Here is a 19,737-nt window from a genome sequence, read left to right on the forward strand (position 1 = left end):
GATCATCGTGTCCCTTGTGGGAGCGGGTTCACCCGCGAAGAGGCCAGACCAGGTAAACCCATTGCCTGCTCGGGCCTATTCGCGGGTAAACCCGCTCCCACAGGTCATTTATGGGGTCGTGCTTTTGTGTATGGGCTGGATGGTGCAAGCCGCGCCCACTCACGCGCTTACCGTCTACGGCGAAGCCCCCCGCTACAACGAAAGCTTCCGCCAATTCGACTACGTCAACCCCGACGCCCCCAAGGGTGGCCTGATGCGCCGCTCGGCCATCGAGATCGGCCAGTTCGATCATCTGCTGCCGTACATCGACAAAGGCATCGGTGTCAGCGAGGTCGATGGCTGGCTGTATGCGCCCCTGGCGCAGCGCTCGTTCGACGAGCCATACACCGTCTATGGCCTGATCGCCCGGCGCATGGAACGTGGCCCGGACGACGCCTGGCTGCGCTTCGAGATCGACCCCAAGGCGACCTTCGCCGACGGCAAGCCAGTACGCGCCGAAGATGTGCGCTTCAGCTTCGACAAGCTCATGGCCGAAGGCAGCCTCAAGTACCGCACCCAGTTCGCCGACGTCGCCGGGGTCACGATCGAAGGCCCGCGGCAGTTGCGCTTTGACTTCAAGCAGCCCCACGGCCGCACGCTGGCACTGGACCTGGCCAGCCTGCCGGTACTGCCCGAACACGACTGGGCCAACCGCGACTTCACCAACGGTGCCGGCTTCGACAAGCCGGTCGGTAGCGGCCCATACCGTATCGGGCACATCGACAATGGCCGCAGCATCACCTTCGAGCGTGACCCGAACTGGTGGGCCAAGGACCTGCCGGTCAACCGGGGGCGCTACAACTTCGAACGCATCCGCATCGAGTATTTCGGCGATACCGAAGTGGCGCGCCAGGTGCTGAAGGGCGGCGGCTACGACTACAACCGCGAGTTTTCCGCCACCGCCTACACCTTGGGCTACAACGGCGCGCAACTGGACGATGGCCGCCTGCAGCGCGCGCACCTCGGCCCGGCCAAGCCGCAAGTGGCCCAGGGCTTCGTGTTCAACCTGGACAAGCCACTCTTCAAGGACCGCCGTGTGCGCCAGGCACTGGCCATGCTCTGGGACTTCGAATGGAGCAACCGGCAGATGATGCGCAACCTGTACATCCGCCAGCAGAGCGTGTTTTCCAATACCCCGCTGGCCGCTCGCGCATTGCCGGATGCAGGCGAGCTCAAACTGCTCGAACCGCTGCGCGGCCGGGTGCCGGACGAAGTCTTCACGCAGGTTTTCACGGCGCCAATGACCGACGGCTCCGGAATCATTCGCCCACAGCAGTTGCAGGCACTGGCCTTGTTGCAACAGGCCGGCTGGCGCCCCGACGGTGATCGCCTGGTCAACGCCCAGGGTGAGCCGCTGGCATTTACCTTCCTCAACGGCCAGTCCGGCATCGAGCGCCTGCTGCTGCCGTGGAAGCGCAACCTGGCACAGATCGGCATCACCCTGAACATCCGCAACGTCGATTCGGCGCAGTACGTGAACCGGTTGATGGCCCGCGACTACGACATGATCGTCACCGGCTATGCGGTGACTCTGTCGCCTGGCGCCGAGCTGTACAACTATTTTGGCTCGGCCGCCGCCAACGACCCAGGCTCGAACAACCTGATGGTGCTCAAGGACCCGGCGGTCGACCAGCTGATCGACGGCCTGGTGCGCGCCGACAGCCAGGCCGACATGCTGCACCACGCCCATGCCCTGGACCGGGTGCTGCAATGGAACTACTACTGGATCCCCAACTATTACCCACCCGGCAGTTCGACGGTGTGGTGGAACCGCTTCGGCCTGCCGAACGTTCAGCCTGCCTATGACGAAGGCCTGGACAGCTGGTGGGAAATCAGCCCGACGGCGCTGACCAACGCACAGATGGCCGAACGGCAGAAGGCCCGGCCATGACCAGCTACATCCTGCGGCGCCTGCTGCTGATCATCCCGACCTTGCTGGCGATCCTGCTGGTCAACTTCGCCATCGTCCAGGCCGCGCCCGGTGGCCCGGTCGAGCAGGCGGTGGCGCGGTTGCAGGGGCTGGGCGGCGGCGCGCCCGGTTCCCGGGTCGAGGTGGTTCACGGCGAGTCCCGTGCTACCCGCGGCCTGGACCCGAAGCTGATCGAAGAAATCAAGCGACAGTACGGCTTCGACAAGACCGCCCCGGAACGCCTGTGGCTGATGCTCGGCCAGTATGCCCGGCTGGACTTCGGCCAGAGCTTCTTCCGCGGGGCCAAGGTCACCGACCTGATCGTCGACAAGCTGCCGGTGACCCTGTCGCTGGGCTTCTGGGCCACGCTGATCACCTACCTGGTGTCGATTCCGCTGGGCATCCGCAAGGCGGTGCGCCACGGCAGCCGCTTCGATGCCTGGAGCAGCGCGCTGATCGTGGTCGGTTATGCCCTGCCCTCGTTCCTGTTCGCGCTGCTGCTGATCGTGCTGTTCGCGGGCGGCACTTCGCTGAACTGGTTCCCGGTGCGTGGCCTGGTCTCGGATGATTTCGACCAGCTCAGCCTGCTGGGCAAGGTCGCCGATTACTTCTGGCACTTGGTGCTGCCAGTCGGCGCCCTGGTCATCGGTGGCTTTGCCACCCTCACCCTGCTGACCAAGAACGCGTTTCTCGATGAAATCTCGCGCCAGTACGTGGTCACCGCCCGCGCCAAGGGCCTGAGCGAGCGCCGTGTGCTGTATGGGCATGTGCTGCGCAATGCCATGCTGCTGGTGCTGGCTGGGCTGCCGCAGGCGCTGATCACGGTGTTCTTCGCCGGCTCGTTGCTGATCGAGGTGATCTTCTCCCTCGACGGCCTTGGCCGCATGAGCTACGAAGCGGCCGTGTCACGCGACTACCCGGTGGTGTTCGGCACGCTGTTCATCTTCACCCTGGCCGGCCTGCTGTTCCGCCTGATCGGTGACCTGGCCTTCACCGTACTCGACCCGCGCATCGACTTCGACACGAGGGCGCATTGATGCTATCGCCGGTTTCGCGTCGTCGCCTGCAGCGTTTTCGTCGCAACCGCCTGGGCTGGGTGTCGCTGTGGCTGTTTGCCGGCCTGCTGGTGCTGAGCCTGTGCGCGGAGCTTGTGGCCAACGACAAGCCACTGCTGCTGAGCTACAAGGGCGATTGGTACACTCCGGCACTCACGCGCTACAGCGAGCAGCAGTTTGGTGGCCAGCTGCCGTTCCAGCCGGACTACCGCAGTGCCTACGTGCGCCAGCTGATCGAGAGCCAGGGCGGCTGGATGCTGTTCGCGCCCATCCCGTTCAGTGCCGACACCCCCAACTATGACCTGCTGGTACCCACCCCCAGCCCGCCGAGCGCGAGCAACTGGCTGGGGACCGACGATCAGGGCCGCGATGTATTGGCGCGGGTGCTGTATGGCACGCGTACCTCGCTGCTGTTCGCCTTTGCCCTGACCGTCATCAGCGTGCTCATCGGGGTCGCTGCCGGCGCGCTACAAGGCTATTACGGTGGCTGGGTGGACCTGTTCGGGCAGCGCTTGCTGGAGGTGTGGTCGGGGCTGCCGGTACTCTACCTGCTGATCATTCTCAGTGGCTTCGTCGAGCCGGATTTCTGGTGGTTGCTGGGGATCATGGCGCTGTTTTCGTGGCTGGCCCTGGTCGATGTGGTACGCGCCGAGTTTCTGCGCGGGCGCAACCTTGAATACGTGAAAGCGGCGCGTGCCCTGGGCCTGCCAGACACCCTGGTGATGCTGCGCCATGTACTGCCCAATGCGATGAACGCGACGTTCACCTATGTACCCTTCATGCTCACCGGGGCGATCACCACCCTGACAGCGCTGGACTTCCTCGGCTTCGGCATGCCCGCCGGCAGCGCTTCGCTGGGCGAACTGGTGACCCAGGGCAAGCAGCACCTGGAAGCGCCATGGCTGGGTTTTACCGCGTTCTTTGCGCTGGCAGTCATCTTGTCGCTGCTGGTGTTTATCGGGGATGCCTTGCGCGAGGCGTTCGACCCCAGAGGATAGGTTTCAGGATTACCCATGCACGACAGCGACAGCCTCAAGGACTACCCCCAGGTACGGCAACTGGCGATTCGCTCGCTGTTCGAGATCATCGAGCAGTCCAGCGAAGGCACGGTGATCGTCGACCGCGACGCCCGCATCGTCTGGATGAACGAGCGCTACGCCCGGCGCTTCGGTCTGGCCGACGCAGCCAGCGCAATCGGCCAGCCGTGCGAGGCGGTCATACCGGGCAGCCTGATGCGCCAGGTGGTGAGCGATGGCCGGCCGATCCTGCTGGACATGCTCGATACGCCCAACGAGCCGCTGGTGGTGATGCGCCTGCCGATCCACGATGCCCGGGGCGCCCTGATCGGCGCCATCGGCTTTGCCCTGTTCGAAGAGCTGCGCAGCCTGTCGCCCCTGCTCAAGCGCTATGCGAGCATGCAGCAGGAGCTGGCCAGCACCCGCTCGCAATTGCGTGCACGCCAGGCCAAGTACAGCTTCGCCCAGTTCGTCGGCAGCAGCCCGGCCAGCCTCGAAGCCAAGCGCCGGGCACGGCGCGGTGCCGGCAGCGATTCGCCCGTGCTGTTGCTGGGCGAGACCGGCACCGGCAAAGAGTTGCTGGCCCATGCCATCCATGCGGCTTCGGCACGGGCGCACAAGGCCTTTGTCAGCATCAACAGTGCGGCAATCCCCGAAACCTTGCTGGAGGCCGAGTTCTTCGGCACCGCACCCGGCGCCTTTACCGGTGCCGACCGCAAGGGCCGCAGCGGCAAGCTGCAACTGGCCGAAGGCGGCACGCTGTTCCTCGACGAAATTGGCGACATGCCCCTGGCACTACAGAGCAAGTTGCTGCGCGTCCTGCAGGAAAAGGAATACGAACCGGTCGGCTCCAACCAGATGCTGCGCAGCGACGTGCGCATCATCGCCGCTACCTCCATCGACCTGCAGGCGGCCATGGCCCGTGGGGCGTTTCGTGCCGATCTCTACTACCGGCTGAACGTGCTGCCAATCGAAGTGCCGCCGCTGCGCGAGCGGGTCGAAGACTTGCCGGCGTTGTGCGAGGCGATCCTGGCCGAGCTGGGCAGCCAGTTCGAGCTGGAGCAGGACGCCCAGGCATTGCTGGCGCGCCATGGGTGGCCCGGGAATATACGTGAGTTGCGCAACGTGCTGGAGCGGGCGACGTTGCTGGCTGATCAGCCGCGGCTTGGCCTGGCCGACCTCGCGGCGGCGCTGGGGCCGTTGAGCCCGGTCGCGGGTCAGGAACAGCGGATGGGCTATCGTGAGGCATGTGCACAGTTCGAGCGCAGGTTGATTGCCGGGGCCTTGGCCGAGCATGCGGGGAATGTGCCCGAAGCGGCCAAGGCACTCGGGTTGGGGCGCTCAACCTTGTACAAGAAGATGGTTGCGCTTGGTCTCTGATTCGAGATTTGCGTTTCTATTTTGAGATTGCTGCGAGGGCTTTGCCCTCGATCGCGGATGAAACCGCTCCTACGGCGTTCTCCTGTAGGAGCGGATTTATCCGCGATGGGCCGCAACGCGGCCCCAGCCCTCTCAAAATGTAGACAAAGCCAACCAACAAAAAACAATTACCCTTTAAAAAACAACTGCTTACATATCTGGCACGATTCCCGCTATCTCTTGGTCACCCATAACAACAAGACTCACCCAGGAGATCCATCCCGATGACCGTGCTCATCGCCCTCGCCGCTCTGGCCCTGCTGATGCTGGCCGCCTACCGCGGCTACAGTGTGATCCTCTTCGCCCCCATCGCCGCCCTCGGCGCCGTCCTGCTCACCGACCCTGCCGCGGTTGCCCCTGCGTTCACTGGGGTATTCATGGAAAAGATGGTCGGCTTCATCAAGCTGTACTTCCCGGTGTTCCTGCTCGGCGCCGTGTTCGGCAAGCTCATCGAACTGTCCGGCTTCTCGCGTTCGATCGTCGCCGCCGCCATTCGCTTGCTCGGCACTCGCCAGGCGATGCTGGTGATCGTGCTGGTCTGTGCCCTGCTCACCTACGGCGGCGTGTCGCTGTTCGTGGTGGTGTTCGCGGTGTATCCATTCGCCGCCGAAATGTTCCGCCAGAGCGATATTCCCAAGCGCCTGATTCCGGCAACCATTGCCCTGGGCGCGTTCTCGTTCACCATGGACGCCTTGCCCGGCACCCCGCAGATCCAGAACATCATCCCCAGCACCTTCTTCAACACCACAGCCTGGGCCGCGCCATGGCTGGGGCTGATCGGTACGCTGTTCGTGTTCTGCAGCGGCATGCTGTACCTGCAGCGCCAGCGCAACAAGGCCCAGCGTGCGGGGGAAGGCTATGGCAACAACCTGCGCAACGAACCGGAGACGGCAGCCGACCTGGCCCTGCCCAACCCCTGGCTGGCGCTGTCACCGCTGGTGCTGGTAGGCGTGATGAACCTGCTCTTCACCCACTGGATCCCGCAGTGGTACGGCCCCAGTCACACCCTGCAGTTGCCGGGCATGAGCGCGCCGGTCAACAGCGACGTGGCCAAGCTCACGGCGATCTGGGCGGTGCAGGCGGCGCTGCTGGTGGGCATCCTGATGGTGCTGGCGTGTGCCTTCGGGGTGATCCGCGAACGCCTGGCCGAAGGCACCAAGAGTGCCGTCGGTGGTGCCCTGCTGGCCGCCATGAACACCGCGTCCGAGTATGGCTTTGGCGCCGTCATCGCTTCGCTGCCGGGCTTTCTGGTGCTGGCCGATGCCTTGCGCGGGATTCCCAACCCGCTGGTCAACGAAGCGATCACCGTGACCCTGCTGGCAGGCATTACCGGCTCCGCCTCGGGCGGCATGAGTATCGCCCTGGCGGCCATGAGCGACAGCTTCATCGCGGCGGCCCATGCCGCCAACATCCCCCTCGAGGTGCTGCACCGGGTGGCCGCGATGGCCAGTGGCGGCATGGACACCTTGCCGCACAACGGCGCGGTGATCACCTTGCTGGCGGTAACCGGGCTGACCCACCGCGAAGCCTACAAGGACATTTTCGGTATCACCCTGATCAAGACCCTGGCGGTATTCGTGGTCATTGCCACCTTCTACGCCACCGGCATCGTCTAAGGAGCTTTTGTATGACTTTGAAAGGCAAGACGGCACTCGTCACCGGCTCGACCAGCGGCATCGGCCTGGGTATCGCCCAGGTGCTGGCCCGCGCCGGAGCGAACATTGTGCTCAACGGTTTCGGCGACCCATCGCCGGCCTTGGCAGAGATCGCCCGCCATGGCGTCAAGGTTGCCCACCACCCGGCGGACCTCTCCGATGTGGCGCAAATCGAGGCGCTGTTCGCGATGACCGAACGTGAGTTCGGCGGCGTCGACATTCTGGTCAGCAACGCCGGCATCCAGCACGTGGCGCCGGTGGAGCAATTCCCGCTGGAAAGCTGGGACAAGATCATCGCCCTCAACCTCTCGGCGGTGTTCCATGGCACCCGCCTGGCCCTGCCTGGCATGCGCGCGCGCAACTGGGGCCGGATCATCAATATTGCCTCGGTGCACGGGCTGGTCGGCTCCACCGGCAAGGCGGCCTATGTGGCGGCCAAGCATGGCGTGGTCGGGCTGACCAAGGTGGTGGGGCTGGAAACCGCCACCAGCAACATTACCTGCAACGCCATCTGCCCCGGCTGGGTGCTGACCCCGCTGGTGCAGAAACAGATCGACGATCGTGCTGCCAACGGCGTTGATCCGCAGCAAGCACAGCACGATCTACTGGCCGAGAAGCAACCTTCACTGGCTTTCGTCACCCCCCAACACCTCGGTGAACTGGTACTCTTCCTGTGCAGCGAGGCCGGTAGCCAGGTTCGCGGTGCCGCCTGGAACGTCGATGGTGGCTGGTTGGCCCAGTGAAGGGCGGCCTGGGCCTGGCAACGGTCTTGCACTCGTTTATCTGCAAGGAGGCCCTATGCGCCCAACCCCAATGACCGCGATCTTTGCCTTGACCCTGGCCGCCACCGTACCGGCGGTGGCAGCCGGCCTCAAGGACGTCGCACCCTATCCCGAGGCGGAAAAAGGCTTCACCCGGCAGGTCATCCACCTGCCGGCGCAAACCGATGAATCGGCCCACAAACTGGAAATCCTGGCCGGCAAGACCCTGGAAGTGGACTGCAACCGCCAGCGCCTGGCCGGCAGCCTGGAAGAGCACACCCTCGAAGGCTGGGGCTACAGCTACTACCGCCTGGCCAAGGTCGGTGGCCCAGCCAGCACGCTGATGGCCTGCCCCGATGGCAAGAAGACCCAGGCCTTCGTACCGGTAGTGGGTGAAGGCTTCATGCTGCGCTACAACAGCAAGCTGCCCGTGGTGGTGTACGTGCCGCAAGGGGTCGAAGTGCGTTATCGCGTGTGGTCGGCATCGGCCGATGTGCAAACCGCTAAAGTGGAATAAGTGACACCGAGGGCCCCTTCCTGGGCCCTCATCCCCAAGCAGTTTCTGGAGGTTCGGCATGAACGATGTGCTCTGGCGCCCCTCCACGGCGCAGATCGAAGCCAGCCGGATGGATGCCTTCCGCCGCCGGGTCAACCTGCGCTTCAACTTGCAGCTCAATGACTATGCGGCCCTGCACCGCTGGAGCATCGAGCAGCGTCCGGCCTTCTGGCAAACCCTGGCTGACTATTTCCAGGTGGCCTGGCACACCCCGCCCAGCCAGGTCCTCAGCGAAGGCGCACACATGCCTGACGCCCGCTGGTTCAGCGGCGCCACCCTGAACTTCGCCGAACACCTGCTGCGCCGGCGTGACGACCGGCCTGCGGTGGTTTCCGTGCGCGAAGATGGCCAGCGTGTGGTCTTCACCCATGCGCAACTGGCCGCCGAAGTTGCAGGCCTGCAGCAAGCCTTCAAGGCAGCCGGCATCGAGCCCGGTGACCGCATCGCTGCGGTCATGCCCAATACCTGGCAAACCTTGGTAGCGATGCTCGCCTGTACCAGCCTGGGTGCGGTCTGGTCAACGTCTTCGCCGGAGTTCGGCCTGCATGGCATCATCGACCGGTTCGGCCAGATCGAACCGAAGCTGCTGCTGGTCTGCGCCGGTTACCAATACGCCGGCAAATCGGTCGACCAGGTCGACAAGATCAACCAGGTCTGCGCCCAGTTGCCGGGGCTGCAGCAGTTGATCGTGGTCCCGTATACCCGCCCCCACACCCAAGCTGGCGAATTCACCGCCGCCAAGGTCAGCCTGTGGGACGATTTCTACCGACCTGGCGGCGAACCTGCATTTACTTCGCTACCGTTCGACCACCCGCTGTACATCCTCTATTCCAGCGGCACCACGGGGGTGCCCAAATGCATCGTCCATCGCGCTGGCGGCGTGCTGTTGCAGCACCTCAAGGAACACGGCCTGCACAATGACCTGAAAGCCAATGACGTGCTGTTCTACTACACCACCTGTGGCTGGATGATGTGGAACTGGCTGGCCAGCGGCCTGGCCGTCGGCGCCACCCTGGTGCTGTACGACGGCTCACCGTTCCACCCAGGCCCGGCGCGTCTGCTCGACCTGATCGACGCTGAACGCATCCAGGCCTTTGGCACCAGTGCCAAGTACCTGGCTGCGCTTGAACAGGAAGGTCTGGAACCAGGCCGCAGCCATCGCCTGGACAGCCTGCGCCTGATCCTGTCCACCGGTTCGCCCTTGTCGCCTCACAGCTACGACTATGTGTACGGCAAGATCAAAGCCGACCTGTGCCTGGCATCGATGTCCGGTGGCACCGATATCGTCTCGTGCTTCGTGCTCAGCAATCCGACCCTGCCGGTGCGCCGTGGCGAAATGGCCTGCAAGGGCCTGGGCATGGCCGTAGAGGTATGGAACGAACAGGGCCAACCGGTACTCGATGAAAAAGGCGAGTTGGTGTGCACCCGCAATTTCCCGTCGATGCCCCTTGGTTTCTGGAACGACAGCGACGGCAGCCGCTACCACGACGCCTATTTCAGCCAGTTCCCCGGGGTTTGGGCGCAGGGCGACTACGCCGAGCAGCGCAGCAGCGGCGGCCTGCTGATCCATGGCCGCTCCGACGCCGTGCTCAACCCCGGCGGCGTGCGCATCGGCACGGCAGAGATCTACCGTCAGGTGGAAAAGGTCGAAGAGGTGCTGGAAAGCGTAGCCATCGGCCAGGACTGGCACGGCGATGTGCGCGTGGTGCTGTTCGTGCGCCTGCGCGATGGCCTGCAACTCGACGACGCCCTGCGCCAGCGCATTCGCCAGGTGATCCGCCAGTACACCACGCCACGCCATGTGCCGGCCGTGATCGCCCAGGTCAGCGACATCCCGCGTACCATCAGCGGCAAGCTGGTGGAACTGGCCATCCGCAACGTGGTGCACGGCATGCCGGTGAAAAACACCGACGCCTTGGCCAACCCGCAGGCCCTGGAGCAGTTTCGCGACCGCACGGAGCTGCGCGATCAGGCATAATGGCGCCCTTTTTTGCCCCGAAGCACAGGTGTACCCATGAAAGCTCAAGCCCGCCACATCCTGGTCAAGACCGCTGACGAAGCTGAAAAGCTCAAGCAGCGCATCGCCAACGGCGAGGCCTTCGACGTGCTGGCGAAGAAGTTCTCCACCTGCCCGTCGGGCAAGCGCGGTGGCGACCTGGGCGAAGTGCGCCCGGGCCAGCTGGTCGGCGCGATCGACCAGGTCATCTTCAAGAAGCCCCTGCGCGTGGTGCACGGGCCGATCAAGAGCAAGTTCGGCTACCACCTGGTGCAGACCTTCTACCGCGACTGATAGCCACGGGCCACCTGGCATTTTTGCCAGTTGCCCCATGTTCGCGCTTCACATACAACGCAGGCAGGGCCGAAGCGGCAGCGAATGCCGTTTCAGGTAGTGGTCCCTTCATGGACACGGAGACCTGCCTATGCGTTGCCCTCGCCTGCTGCTGCCCGCTGCCTTTCCCCTCCTGACCCTGCCGCTGATCGTTCAGGCACAAGCCTTGGTGGTGTCGCCTGGCGACACCCTGGGTGCCGTCGTGCAGACCCAGGCTATCGACGACTTCAGGATGAGCGGCGGGACCGTGCAATCGCTCAATCAGGGGCAAGGCTACGACACGTTCTACATGTCCGCCGGGCGCATCGTCGGTGCATTCGAGGATGGCGACTACGCGCTATTCGCTGGCGGGCGTATTGGCCGGGTCGACCTCAAGCTGGCAGACAACTACTTTGAAATGTCCCAGGACCTTGGTGTCGAAACCCAGATCGATGGCAACCTGGTCAGCGGCTTCGGCAACGACACCATCGTCCTGCGCGGTGGGACCATCGGCGGCAACATCAGCACCAGCGGCGGTACCGACGACATCACCATCAGCGGTGGCTGGTTAAAAGGCAGTGTACTGGCCAGCACGGGAGACGACGTCTTCACCTGGACCGGGGGCCGTATCGGCGGCAAGGTCGACATGGGCATAGGTGATGACCATGCGCGCATCGTTGGCCTCGACGCCAGCACCTTGGTCACTGAACTGGACGGCGGCCGCGGCAACGACAGCCTGGTGTTCGAGAACAGTCAGATCAATGGCGGCGCCCGGTATGTAAACTGGGAAGCCTTCGGCCTGTTGGAAAACAGCCGCCTCATCCTTGACGACACCTTGACCCTTGGCGACGGCACCCCTGAGCAGCCTGGCAGCGGCACTGGCGCCTTGCTCATCGACGACAGCAGTACACTGGTTTCCCGCCAAGGCACCATCACGCCGGTCAGCCAAGGGCAGAAGGCGACGCTGAACAATGCTGGCACCCTCGACCTCAGCAGTGGCGATGACGCCCAGGGCAGATTGACTGTGGAAGGCAATTACGTGGGGGAAAACGGCCTGTTGCGCGTAAACAGCGTGTTGGCGGGTGACGACGCAGCCTCCGACCGGCTTGTCGTCGGCCGCGGCACGATCACCGGCAGTACGCGCTTGTGGGTCAACAACCTGGGCGGTACCGGTGCTACCACCTTGCAGAACGGCATCCAGGTGGTCGAGGCTCGCGATGGCGCCGCCAGCACCGCCAACGCCTTTGTCCAGACACAGACGCTGTCGGTCGGCGCCTACGATTACCGGCTGTTCAAAGGCGGGGTAACTGCTGGCAGCGAGAACAGCTGGTACCTGCGCTCGACGCTGGTGGCCACACCTCCCCCTGCCGCCCCGGCGCCAGGAGAGCCTCCAGTCGAGCCCGCGGCAACCCCACCCGTGGCTGCACCGGCTCCCGGCCAGGCCGAGCTGCCAGCGCCGATTGCCGGCGTCAGTGTGCCCCTGTACCGGCCCGAAGTGCCGGTTTACGCCGCTGCACCACGGGGTGCTGCGATCATCGCTCGCCAGGCCCTGGGCACCTTCCACCAGCGCCAGGGTGGCCAGCAGTTGCTGGCCGGCCAAGGCAGCCTCAAGGCCAGCTGGGGCCAGGCCTACGGCGGCGCGTTGCGCCAGCAATGGAGCGGTACGGTGAACCCGAGCCTGGACGGTGACCTGTATGGCTTCAAGGTGGGCCAGGACCTGTATGCCAGGCTCAGCGATGACGGCTATCGCCAGCATGTGGGCCTGTATGTCAGCCACAGCCGCCTGGACGCCGACGTCAAAGGCTTCGCCTTGGCTGTGGAGGATCGCAGCGTCGGTGATCTCAAGCTGGACGGTGACAGTGTCGGCGGTTACTGGACGCTGGTCGACCCGCAAGGCGGGTACTTCGACAGCGTGTTGCAGTACACCAGACTCGATGGCCGCGCCCGCTCCGACCGTGGCGACAAGCTGAACATCGACGGCCACGCCTGGACCGCATCACTGGAGTCCGGTTACCCATTCAGCCTGTCCGAACGCTGGACCCTGGAGCCGCAAGCCCAGCTGATTGCCCAGAAGGTCTCGCTGTACAGCGCCAACGACCGCGTCTCGCACGTTAGCCATGATGCCCAGGTCGAGCTGACCGGCCGGCTCGGCGTGCGCCTCGAAGGCGCCTACAAAGCAAGCAGCGTGCGCCTGCAACCCTATGCGCAAGTGAACGTGTGGCACGGCGACGGCGGCCGCGACACGCTAACGTTTGATGGGGTGGACAAGATCAAGACCGACTACCGCTACACCTCGCTGCAGCTGGAAACCGGCCTGGTCGCCCAGCTCAGCGCGGCGCTGAGCCTGCACGGCGGCGTGCAGTACTCAAGCAACCTCGACAGCCGCCAGCAGGAAGCCAGCGGCGTGAACCTGGGTCTGCGCTGGCAGTTCTAGCGGCGCGCCGCCAGCAGGCCGATACCTGCGCAACCGAGCAGCGAAGCGCTGACCCGGTTGAACAGCCGGCGCGGCCCGGGCTGGCTGAACCAACGCTGCAGGTAGGCACCGAGGCCCGCGTAGATGGCAATCGCCGCCCACTCCAGCAGCAGGAACAGCACGCCCAGCCAGAGGAACTGCTCGCTCACCGGGGTGGCGCTGCCCACCGTAACGAACTGCGGCAGAAAGGCGGTGAAAATCAGGATGGCCTTCGGATTGCCCGCCGCCACCCAGAACTCCTGACGCGCCAGGCGCCACGTGCCACGCGGGTGATCGCTGGCGACCACGGCTTCGCCGACCGGGGCGCGCCACAGCTGCCAGGCGATATAGAACAGGTACGCCGCGCCCACCACCTTGATGGCCAGGAACAGGTACTCGCTGGTATGCAGCACCACCGCCAGGCCCATGGCGGCCAGGGCGATCATGCCGCTGAAGGCCAGAATCCGCCCGGCGCCGGCGACGCAGGCGGTACGCAGGCCGTAGCGGCTGGCATTGTGCAGCGACAACAGGTTGTTCGGCCCCGGCGCCATGTTCAGGGCAAAGCAGGCAGGGATGAATAGCAGCAGGCTCGACAGGTCCATTTTGTTCTCCAGGCAATCAGCCGTTACTGTCGATGCCGGGCACCGCCGGGTCAAGGTACAGTCAGCGGCAAAAATTGTATGGCCGGGCGCCCGCCGCTGCTAAGCTGCCCAGCTGATCGAGGACCCTGTCATGCCCACTGCCCGCTCCCAGCTTTGGCACGACCCGGCACTGCCCTGGGTGGAAAGCCGCCGCGCCTGCCATAGCCGCGCCTGCTACAAGGCGCACAGTCACCCGACCTTCTCCATCGGCGCGGTGGATGCCGGCAGCAGCTGCTTCACAGGCGCTGGCGACGGCCAGGAGCGCCTGGAAGCGGGCACCCTGGTGCTGGTGCCGGCGCAACGGGTGCATGCCTGCAACCCTGCACCCGGCCAGGCCTGGAGCTACCAGATGCTGCATGTCGACGCCGCCTGGCTGGCACAGTGGCGGCTGGAGTCTGGGCTTGCCGCCGCCAGGCCCGGTGCCCCGGCGCGGATCAGCCGGGAACCGGCGCTGTACCGTGAATTCTGCGCGCTGAATGACCTGCTCTTTTCGGCGGCGGGCGTCGGCGAGAAAGAAGCGGCGCTGCTGACGTTCCTGGGCGATCACGACTTTTCGGCGCAACCGGCAGCGCTCGCGGCCCCGGCCCCTGTGCTGGGGATGCCGACCTTGCGCGGGTTGATCGAACACATCGAAGCGCAAGACCTGACGCAACTGAGCCTCGAACGCCTGGCCAGGCAAGCAGGCCTTGGCCGCTATCAGCTGATCCGCGCGTTTCGCGCCGCGACCGGGCTGACACCCCATGCCTACCTGCTCAACGCACGGATCAACCGGGGCCGACGGCTGCTACGTGACGGGCTGGCGTTGGCCGAGGTTGCCTACCAGCTGGGGTTTGCCGACCAGAGCCATTTCCAGCGGGTGTTCAAAGCCCATGTCGGGGTAACACCGGGGCAATATCGGCGCGCGCAATAATCTTCAATACCCGGGACAGGGCAGCCTCCAGACTGCGGCTTTTCTACCGAGACAGCCCACCATGGAGCAGTTCCTGATCGTCGCCCTCGCCCACTTCCTCGCCCTGCTTTCACCCGGCCCGGACTTTTTCCTGGTCGCCCGCACCTCGGTCGCGGCCGGCTGGCGCGTGGCCAGCGGCGCCTGCCTGGGCATCGCCTTGGCCAATGGCTTGTTCATTGCAATGGCCTTTGCCGGCCTGGCCATCCTGCGCGAAGGCAGCGGATTGTTCATTACCTTGCAATTGGCCGGTGCCGGCTACCTGCTGTACATCGGCCTGCTGTTCCTGCGCCATGCCGGTAACAGTGAACTGACGGCCGTTGCCGGAAAGGGTGCGGTAGCCGGTTGGTGGCGTGGCCTGGGCATGGGTTTTCTGTCTGGGGCGCTGAATCCGAAGAACGCGCTGTTCTACGCCAGCCTAGCCGGCATGGTGGCCAGCAGCAGCGCGGGCTGGAAATGGCTCTACAGCGCCTGGATGTTCAGCATCGTGCTGCTGTGGGACCTGCTGGTGGCTGCGGCCATCGGCAATCAACGCCTGCTGCGGCGCTTCGCCCATGCCCTGCCGTGGCTGGAACGAGCCTCCGGAGTCATGTTGATGGGGCTGGCCGTAGCGTTGCTCATTCATCTGCTGCCGGGCTGACCAGGCGCAGGCTGGCGAGGTCCATCAGGCTAAAATGGCCGCTGGCCCAGCCACCGGTATCCAGGTGCCAGACGTTGCCCAGCTGCTTGGCCCGCAATACCGGCGTATGCCCTACCAGCAAGGCGCGCAAGCCTGCCACGCGCTCGGTGCTGCCTTCCTTCAGGCGCTGCCGCGACCACTGGCACACCTCACGAACGCCGGCGTCGTCATCGAACAGCAGGCTGTCGCGCAATGCGCTCCAGTCGTTGAACGGGCTATCGGCATGTAGTAAACCGATCAGGCCGGTGTCGGTCTGGACTTCCAGGGCAATCGGCAGCTGCAGGAACCGTTCGACGAAGATCGCCTGCCTGTCTTTGGGCATATCGATGAACCAGCCACCACCGGCGGCACGGTACATCTCCAGATCCAGGCGCCCGCCATGCAGGCAGGTGATCGCCAGCGACTCGTGATTACCCTGCACGGCATGGAACCAGGGCTGCTCCAACCAATCCAGGCACTCTTCACTATGCGGCCCGCGGTCGACCAGGTCGCCGACGCTGAACAGGCGGTCCACTGCCGGGTCGAAACCGGCCGCTGCCAGGCATTGCTCAAGCCGCCGGAAATGCCCGTGGATATCGCCCACGGCCAGGTCACGACCCTTGCTGTTGGCGGCTACCCGCCGAAACCGGCTCATTACAATGTTCCTCTGCTGGCGCGCTGCGGCCGGCGTAAAATGGAGCGACACGCAGCCCGCCCCGGAGGTGCATCATGCGTACCGCTCTTGTCTGTGCCGTGCTCATGGCGCTGTCATTCAACAGCATGGCACAAGGCACCCCGCCTGCGCAGGTCGAGGTGCGTTTCGACCACCCGGAAAAATTCCGCGACGCCAGCCTCGATGGCCCTGGCTATGACCGCGGCGCCGACCCCTACGTGATGAAGACCTTGACCGAGTACCTGCAGAAACTCGGCCAGCGCTACCTGCAGCCCGACCAGCAGCTGGTCATCGACATTCGCGACATCGACCTCGCTGGCCGTTACGAACCTTGGCACAGCCAGGCCTACGATGTGCGCTTCATGCGCGACATCACCTGGCCGACCATCGACCTGAGCTACACCCTGCACCAGCCCGGCAACCCCGACCACCAGGCGCAGGAGCGGGTCAGCGACAAGATGTACCTGAGCCGCCCAGGCCGCGCTTCCCACAGCAGCGACCGCCTGTATGCGGAAAAAGCCATGCTCGACGACTGGTTCCGCCAGCGGTTCGGCCGGCATTCATCGTCCTGAGGTCACCCTTTGCTGGTACAGGCGAGCGTGACGGGAGTATGCTCGGCCTTCGACCTGTACCAGGGAAGGGACCCACCATGAAACTCTGTGCCGTACAACTGGCGTCGCGCAAGGGCGACCTGGCCGGCAACCTCGCCCGCCATCTGCGCTGCATCGAGCAAGCCGCGGCACTGGGCGCGGAACTGGTGGTGTTCCCGGAACTGTCGTTGACCGGTTACGAACCCACCCTGGCGCGCCAGGTGGCCCTGCCGGTGACCTCGGCCCGCCTCCAACCGTTGCAGGCGCTTTGCGATCAGTTGGCAATCAGCGCTGCCGTGGGCATGCCACTGCCGACCGCAGAGGGCATTCGCATCGGTATGCCCATCCTGCGCCCGGGCCTGCCGCCCCTGACGTACGCCAAGCAGCGCCTGCATGACGATGAACGGCCGTTCTTCACGCCTGGCGATCAACCACTGGTGTTCGATTCCGGGGCGCTGCAGATCGCCCCGGCCATCTGCTACGAATCGATGTTCATCGAACATGCCGCGCAGGCCCATGGGCTGGGTGCCGAGTTGTATCTGGTCAGCGTGGCCAAGACCGCCAAAGGTATCCGCGAGGGCCACGAACATTACCCGGAGGTGGCGCGCACCTTGGGCATACCGGTGCTGCTGGCCAACTGCGTCGGGCCGGCTGACAACTTCATCGGGGCCGGCGGCTCGGCAGCCTGGGACAACCAGGGCAATCTGTTGGCGGCGCTGGATGACAAAGCCGAAGGCCTGATCCTGCTGGATACCGCCAGCAACCTTGCGCTCGGTGTACCTCTCGGCCTGAATTGAACACCCGCGAAGCGGCCGGTGCAGGTTGTTCAGAGGTCCAGGGCCAGGCTCTGCCGCCCCTCCAGCGCCAGCAGATACTGCTTGGCCGGCAAGCCCCCGGCAAACCCGGTCAGGCTCCCGGATGCGCCGATCACCCGGTGACACGGCGCAATGATCGAGATCGGGTTGCGCCCGTTGGCTGCACCCACTGCCCGCACGGCACCGGGGTTGCCGATCTGGCAGGCGATGTCGTGGTAGCTGCGGGTCTGGCCAAAGGGAATGGTCAGCAAGGCCGCCCATACCTGGCGCTGGAATTCGGTACCGGCAAAGTCCAGCGCCAGTTCAAAGCGCTGGCGCGTGCCAGCGAAGTACTCGCCCAGTTGCCGGGCCGTTTCGCGCAGCGTCGGATGGCGGTCATCGCGGTGCAGCTGGCCAAGCCGCACGCGGTTCTCGCGCTCCTCCTCCCACAGCACGGCGGCGAGGCGCTCGCCGCGTGCCACCAGGGTCAGGGTGCCGACCGGAGACGGCATCAAGGTAAAGGCGCTGGACATCTGAGTTCCCTCCGGCAAACCCGTTTCAGCGCACTTTAACGTCGCGCGCCGCCTCCCGCACTCGCTTTCTTGCGCAGGTTATTCGGTGAGCAGCGACTGCCGGATCAGCTTCTTGTCGACCTTGCCTACGCTGGTTTTCGGAATTTGCCCGACACAGCGTATCTGCCGTGGAATCGCCCACTTGTTCAGCTGGCCGCTGGCGACAAAGGGTTGCAGGTGTTCGGCCAGTGCCGCCGCATCCAGTTGCCGGCCTTCAGTGCACACCAGCAAGGCCAGCGGCTGCTCGCCCCACTGCGGGTCCGGCACGCCGACCACTGCCACCGCCTCGACGGCCGGGTGCTGGCTGATCAGGCTTTCCAGTTCGACCGAGCTGATCCACTCGCCACCGGTCTTGATCACATCCTTGATGCGATCACGGATGCGCAACACGCCACCTGCATCGACGCAGGCCAGGTCACCGGTGTGCAGCCAGCCACCGCGCCACAGCGCAGCGCCTTGCTCCGGTTCGTTGAGGTAACCCTGGGTCAACCATGGCGCGCGCACCACCACTTCACCCAGGCGCTCGCCATCGTGCGGCACATCATGGCCTGCGTCGTCGACGATACGCAGGTCCACCAGCGCGATCGGCACACCGGCACTGATGCGCAACGGCACCTGCTCGGCCACGGGCAGCGCCAGGTCCTGCGTACTGAGGCGGGTGACACTGAGCAGCGGGCAGCTTTCCGACATGCCATAGCCGCAGTGCACGCGGATGCCGCGGTGGCTGGCGCGCTGCGCCAGCCCTACAGTCAGCGCGCTGCCACCGAGCAGCATCTTCCAGCCGACCAGGTCGGTGCGCCGGCCTTCGTCGCAGTCGAGCATCATCTGCAGCACGGTCGGCACGCAGTGCGAGAAGGTCACCCCCTCCTGCCGATACAACCGTACCAGGCGGTTGGGCTCGTAGCGCCCCGGGTAGACCTGCTTGATGCCCAGCGCCGTGGCCACATAGGGTACGCCCCAGGCATGCACATGGAACATCGGCGTGATCGGCATGTACACGTCGCCCTCGCGCAACAGCGGCTCAGCGCCGCAGGCAGCCAGGGTCGCCTGTTCGGCCAGGGTGTGCAGCACCAGCTGGCGATGGCTGAAGTACACGCCCTTGGGCTGGCCGGTGGTGCCGGTGGTGTAGAACAGCGTGGCCAGGGAGTTTTCGTCGAAGTCGGGGAAGTCGAAGCTGGCGCCCGCCGCGCCCAGCAGCGCCTCGTACTCGCCCAGCGTGGGCAGTGTCGGCTGGTCACAGGCGCCATCGCTGAGGCGGATGAAGCCTTGCACCGTCGGCAGCTCGTCGTGCAGCTGCTCCATCAGCGGCAGGAAGTCGTCATGCACCAGCACCAGCCGGTCTTCGGCATGGTTCATGGTATAGCGGACCTGCTCGGTGGACAGCCGCACGTTGACGGTATGCAGCACCGCACCGAGCATCGGCACGGCGAAGAAGCATTCCAGGGCGCGGTGGCTGTCCCAGTCGAGCAAGGCGACGGTGTCGCCAGGCCTGACCCCGGCCTCGGTGAGCACGTTGGCCAGGCGCTGGATGCGTTCGATCAGCGTCGTGTAGCAGTAGCGCAGCGTGTCGGCGTAGACGATTTCCTGGTTCGGCTGGTAGCGCACGCCCGACAACAGCAGACGCTTGATCAGCAACGGGTAGCCATAGGCCTGTTCGGCGGCCGGCATGATGCGGGTGGTAGTCATCGCGGCT

At 65.0% G+C, this 19,737-nt stretch carries 18 protein-coding genes; 14 read left to right on the forward strand and 4 right to left on the reverse strand.

Features of this window, described 5'->3' with window-relative positions; translation table 11 throughout:
* Position 1 precedes the first annotated feature (1 nt).
* The 10 genes from L6D64_RS08265 to L6D64_RS08310 all read left to right on the forward strand — a co-directional run bounded on the left by L6D64_RS08265 (position 2) and on the right by L6D64_RS08310 (position 13,152).
* Entirely contained in the window at positions 2 to 1,930 is a 1,929-nt protein-coding gene (locus L6D64_RS08265) for an extracellular solute-binding protein (RefSeq protein WP_176506432.1), read from the forward strand.
* A complete protein-coding gene (locus tag L6D64_RS08270) occupies positions 1,927 to 2,985 on the forward strand; it encodes a microcin C ABC transporter permease YejB (protein WP_176506310.1) in 1,059 nt (352 codons plus the stop codon). Before L6D64_RS08265 ends, L6D64_RS08270 begins: the two co-directional genes overlap by 4 nt.
* Complete coding sequence (locus L6D64_RS08275; protein ID WP_176506311.1) at positions 2,985 to 4,001, forward strand: ABC transporter permease; 1,017 nt, start codon at positions 2,985 to 2,987, stop codon at positions 3,999 to 4,001. The genes L6D64_RS08270 and L6D64_RS08275 overlap by 1 nt, the downstream gene beginning before the upstream one ends.
* A 15-nt stretch (positions 4,002 to 4,016) precedes the next feature.
* Positions 4,017 to 5,399 carry a sigma-54 interaction domain-containing protein gene (locus tag L6D64_RS08280; RefSeq protein WP_176506312.1) on the forward strand — a complete coding sequence of 461 codons (1,383 nt, stop codon included), beginning with the start codon at positions 4,017 to 4,019 and terminating at the stop codon, positions 5,397 to 5,399.
* Between the two features lie 263 nt (positions 5,400 to 5,662).
* Complete coding sequence (locus tag L6D64_RS08285) at positions 5,663 to 7,054, forward strand: GntP family permease (protein ID WP_176506313.1); 1,392 nt, start codon at positions 5,663 to 5,665, stop codon at positions 7,052 to 7,054.
* A gap of 11 nt (positions 7,055 to 7,065) precedes the next feature.
* Entirely contained in the window at positions 7,066 to 7,836 is a 771-nt protein-coding gene (gene hbdH / locus L6D64_RS08290) for a 3-hydroxybutyrate dehydrogenase (protein ID WP_176506314.1), read from the forward strand.
* Positions 7,837 to 7,891: 55 nt separating this feature from the next.
* Positions 7,892 to 8,371, forward strand: coding sequence for a serine protease inhibitor ecotin (eco, locus tag L6D64_RS08295; RefSeq protein ID WP_176506315.1), 480 nt, complete (start codon positions 7,892 to 7,894; stop codon positions 8,369 to 8,371).
* A gap of 58 nt (positions 8,372 to 8,429) precedes the next feature.
* Positions 8,430 to 10,388, forward strand: coding sequence for an acetoacetate--CoA ligase (locus tag L6D64_RS08300; protein WP_176506316.1), 1,959 nt, complete (start codon positions 8,430 to 8,432; stop codon positions 10,386 to 10,388).
* A gap of 36 nt (positions 10,389 to 10,424) precedes the next feature.
* On the forward strand, positions 10,425 to 10,700 hold the full coding sequence (locus L6D64_RS08305) for a peptidylprolyl isomerase (protein WP_008095636.1): 276 nt from the start codon (positions 10,425 to 10,427) through the stop codon (positions 10,698 to 10,700).
* Positions 10,701 to 10,830: 130 nt separating this feature from the next.
* The gene (locus tag L6D64_RS08310) at positions 10,831 to 13,152 is read left to right on the forward strand and encodes an autotransporter family protein (protein ID WP_176506317.1); all 2,322 of its coding nucleotides are present in this window, start codon (positions 10,831 to 10,833) and stop codon (positions 13,150 to 13,152) included.
* Here L6D64_RS08310 and L6D64_RS08315 read toward each other — a convergent pair.
* A complete protein-coding gene (locus tag L6D64_RS08315; RefSeq protein ID WP_176506318.1) occupies positions 13,149 to 13,772 on the reverse strand; it encodes a LysE family translocator in 624 nt (207 codons plus the stop codon). The two genes, L6D64_RS08310 and L6D64_RS08315, sit on opposite strands and share 4 nt — an antisense overlap.
* A gap of 130 nt (positions 13,773 to 13,902) precedes the next feature.
* On the opposite strand from L6D64_RS08315, the gene L6D64_RS08320 reads away from it, so the two are divergent.
* Together L6D64_RS08320 and L6D64_RS08325 are read left to right on the forward strand one after the other, a co-directional pair.
* The gene (locus L6D64_RS08320) at positions 13,903 to 14,721 is read left to right on the forward strand and encodes an AraC family transcriptional regulator (RefSeq protein WP_176506319.1); all 819 of its coding nucleotides are present in this window, start codon (positions 13,903 to 13,905) and stop codon (positions 14,719 to 14,721) included.
* A gap of 61 nt (positions 14,722 to 14,782) precedes the next feature.
* Positions 14,783 to 15,397, forward strand: a complete 615-nt coding sequence (locus L6D64_RS08325; protein ID WP_176506320.1) for a LysE family translocator — start codon at positions 14,783 to 14,785, stop codon at positions 15,395 to 15,397.
* Here L6D64_RS08325 and L6D64_RS08330 read toward each other — a convergent pair.
* Complete coding sequence (locus tag L6D64_RS08330) at positions 15,375 to 16,070, reverse strand: metallophosphoesterase (protein ID WP_176506321.1); 696 nt, start codon at positions 16,068 to 16,070, stop codon at positions 15,375 to 15,377. The genes L6D64_RS08325 and L6D64_RS08330 overlap by 23 nt on opposite strands.
* 74 nt (positions 16,071 to 16,144) lie before the next feature.
* Between L6D64_RS08330 and L6D64_RS08335 the strand changes: the two genes are divergently transcribed.
* Together L6D64_RS08335 and L6D64_RS08340 are read left to right on the forward strand one after the other, a co-directional pair.
* A complete protein-coding gene (locus tag L6D64_RS08335; RefSeq protein WP_176506322.1) occupies positions 16,145 to 16,660 on the forward strand; it encodes a DUF3016 domain-containing protein in 516 nt (171 codons plus the stop codon).
* A gap of 77 nt (positions 16,661 to 16,737) precedes the next feature.
* Entirely contained in the window at positions 16,738 to 17,475 is a 738-nt protein-coding gene (locus L6D64_RS08340) for a carbon-nitrogen hydrolase family protein (protein WP_176506323.1), read from the forward strand.
* A 29-nt stretch (positions 17,476 to 17,504) separates the two neighbouring features.
* On the opposite strand, the gene L6D64_RS08345 is transcribed toward L6D64_RS08340, so the two are convergent.
* Together L6D64_RS08345 and L6D64_RS08350 are read right to left on the reverse strand one after the other, a co-directional pair.
* Complete coding sequence (locus L6D64_RS08345) at positions 17,505 to 18,005, reverse strand: methylated-DNA--[protein]-cysteine S-methyltransferase (protein WP_176506324.1); 501 nt, start codon at positions 18,003 to 18,005, stop codon at positions 17,505 to 17,507.
* A 78-nt stretch (positions 18,006 to 18,083) separates the two neighbouring features.
* Positions 18,084 to 19,730, reverse strand: coding sequence for a fatty acid--CoA ligase (locus L6D64_RS08350; protein ID WP_176506325.1), 1,647 nt, complete (start codon positions 19,728 to 19,730; stop codon positions 18,084 to 18,086).
* Between the last annotated feature and the right edge of the window lie 7 nt (positions 19,731 to 19,737).

The organism is Pseudomonas urethralis, assembly GCF_021602465.1.
Taxonomy (GTDB): domain Bacteria; phylum Pseudomonadota; class Gammaproteobacteria; order Pseudomonadales; family Pseudomonadaceae; genus Aquipseudomonas; species Aquipseudomonas vlassakiae.

Coding starts and splice junctions, on each gene's coding strand:
- L6D64_RS08310 (WP_176506317.1), top strand. CDS start 10,831: ATGCGTTGCCCTCGCCTGCTGCTGCCCGCTGCCTTTCCCCTCCTGACC.
- L6D64_RS08305 (WP_008095636.1), top strand. CDS start 10,425: ATGAAAGCTCAAGCCCGCCACATCCTGGTCAAGACCGCTGACGAAGCT.
- L6D64_RS08270 (WP_176506310.1), top strand. CDS start 1,927: ATGACCAGCTACATCCTGCGGCGCCTGCTGCTGATCATCCCGACCTTG.
- L6D64_RS08300 (WP_176506316.1), top strand. CDS start 8,430: ATGAACGATGTGCTCTGGCGCCCCTCCACGGCGCAGATCGAAGCCAGC.
- L6D64_RS08280 (WP_176506312.1), top strand. CDS start 4,017: ATGCACGACAGCGACAGCCTCAAGGACTACCCCCAGGTACGGCAACTG.
- L6D64_RS08325 (WP_176506320.1), top strand. CDS start 14,783: ATGGAGCAGTTCCTGATCGTCGCCCTCGCCCACTTCCTCGCCCTGCTT.
- L6D64_RS08350 (WP_176506325.1), bottom strand. CDS start 19,730: ATGACTACCACCCGCATCATGCCGGCCGCCGAACAGGCCTATGGCTAC.
- eco (WP_176506315.1), top strand. CDS start 7,892: ATGCGCCCAACCCCAATGACCGCGATCTTTGCCTTGACCCTGGCCGCC.
- L6D64_RS08340 (WP_176506323.1), top strand. CDS start 16,738: ATGAAACTCTGTGCCGTACAACTGGCGTCGCGCAAGGGCGACCTGGCC.
- L6D64_RS08315 (WP_176506318.1), bottom strand. CDS start 13,772: ATGGACCTGTCGAGCCTGCTGCTATTCATCCCTGCCTGCTTTGCCCTG.
- hbdH (WP_176506314.1), top strand. CDS start 7,066: ATGACTTTGAAAGGCAAGACGGCACTCGTCACCGGCTCGACCAGCGGC.
- L6D64_RS08330 (WP_176506321.1), bottom strand. CDS start 16,070: ATGAGCCGGTTTCGGCGGGTAGCCGCCAACAGCAAGGGTCGTGACCTG.
- L6D64_RS08320 (WP_176506319.1), top strand. CDS start 13,903: ATGCCCACTGCCCGCTCCCAGCTTTGGCACGACCCGGCACTGCCCTGG.
- L6D64_RS08285 (WP_176506313.1), top strand. CDS start 5,663: ATGACCGTGCTCATCGCCCTCGCCGCTCTGGCCCTGCTGATGCTGGCC.
- L6D64_RS08345 (WP_176506324.1), bottom strand. CDS start 18,005: ATGTCCAGCGCCTTTACCTTGATGCCGTCTCCGGTCGGCACCCTGACC.
- L6D64_RS08335 (WP_176506322.1), top strand. CDS start 16,145: ATGCGTACCGCTCTTGTCTGTGCCGTGCTCATGGCGCTGTCATTCAAC.
- L6D64_RS08275 (WP_176506311.1), top strand. CDS start 2,985: ATGCTATCGCCGGTTTCGCGTCGTCGCCTGCAGCGTTTTCGTCGCAAC.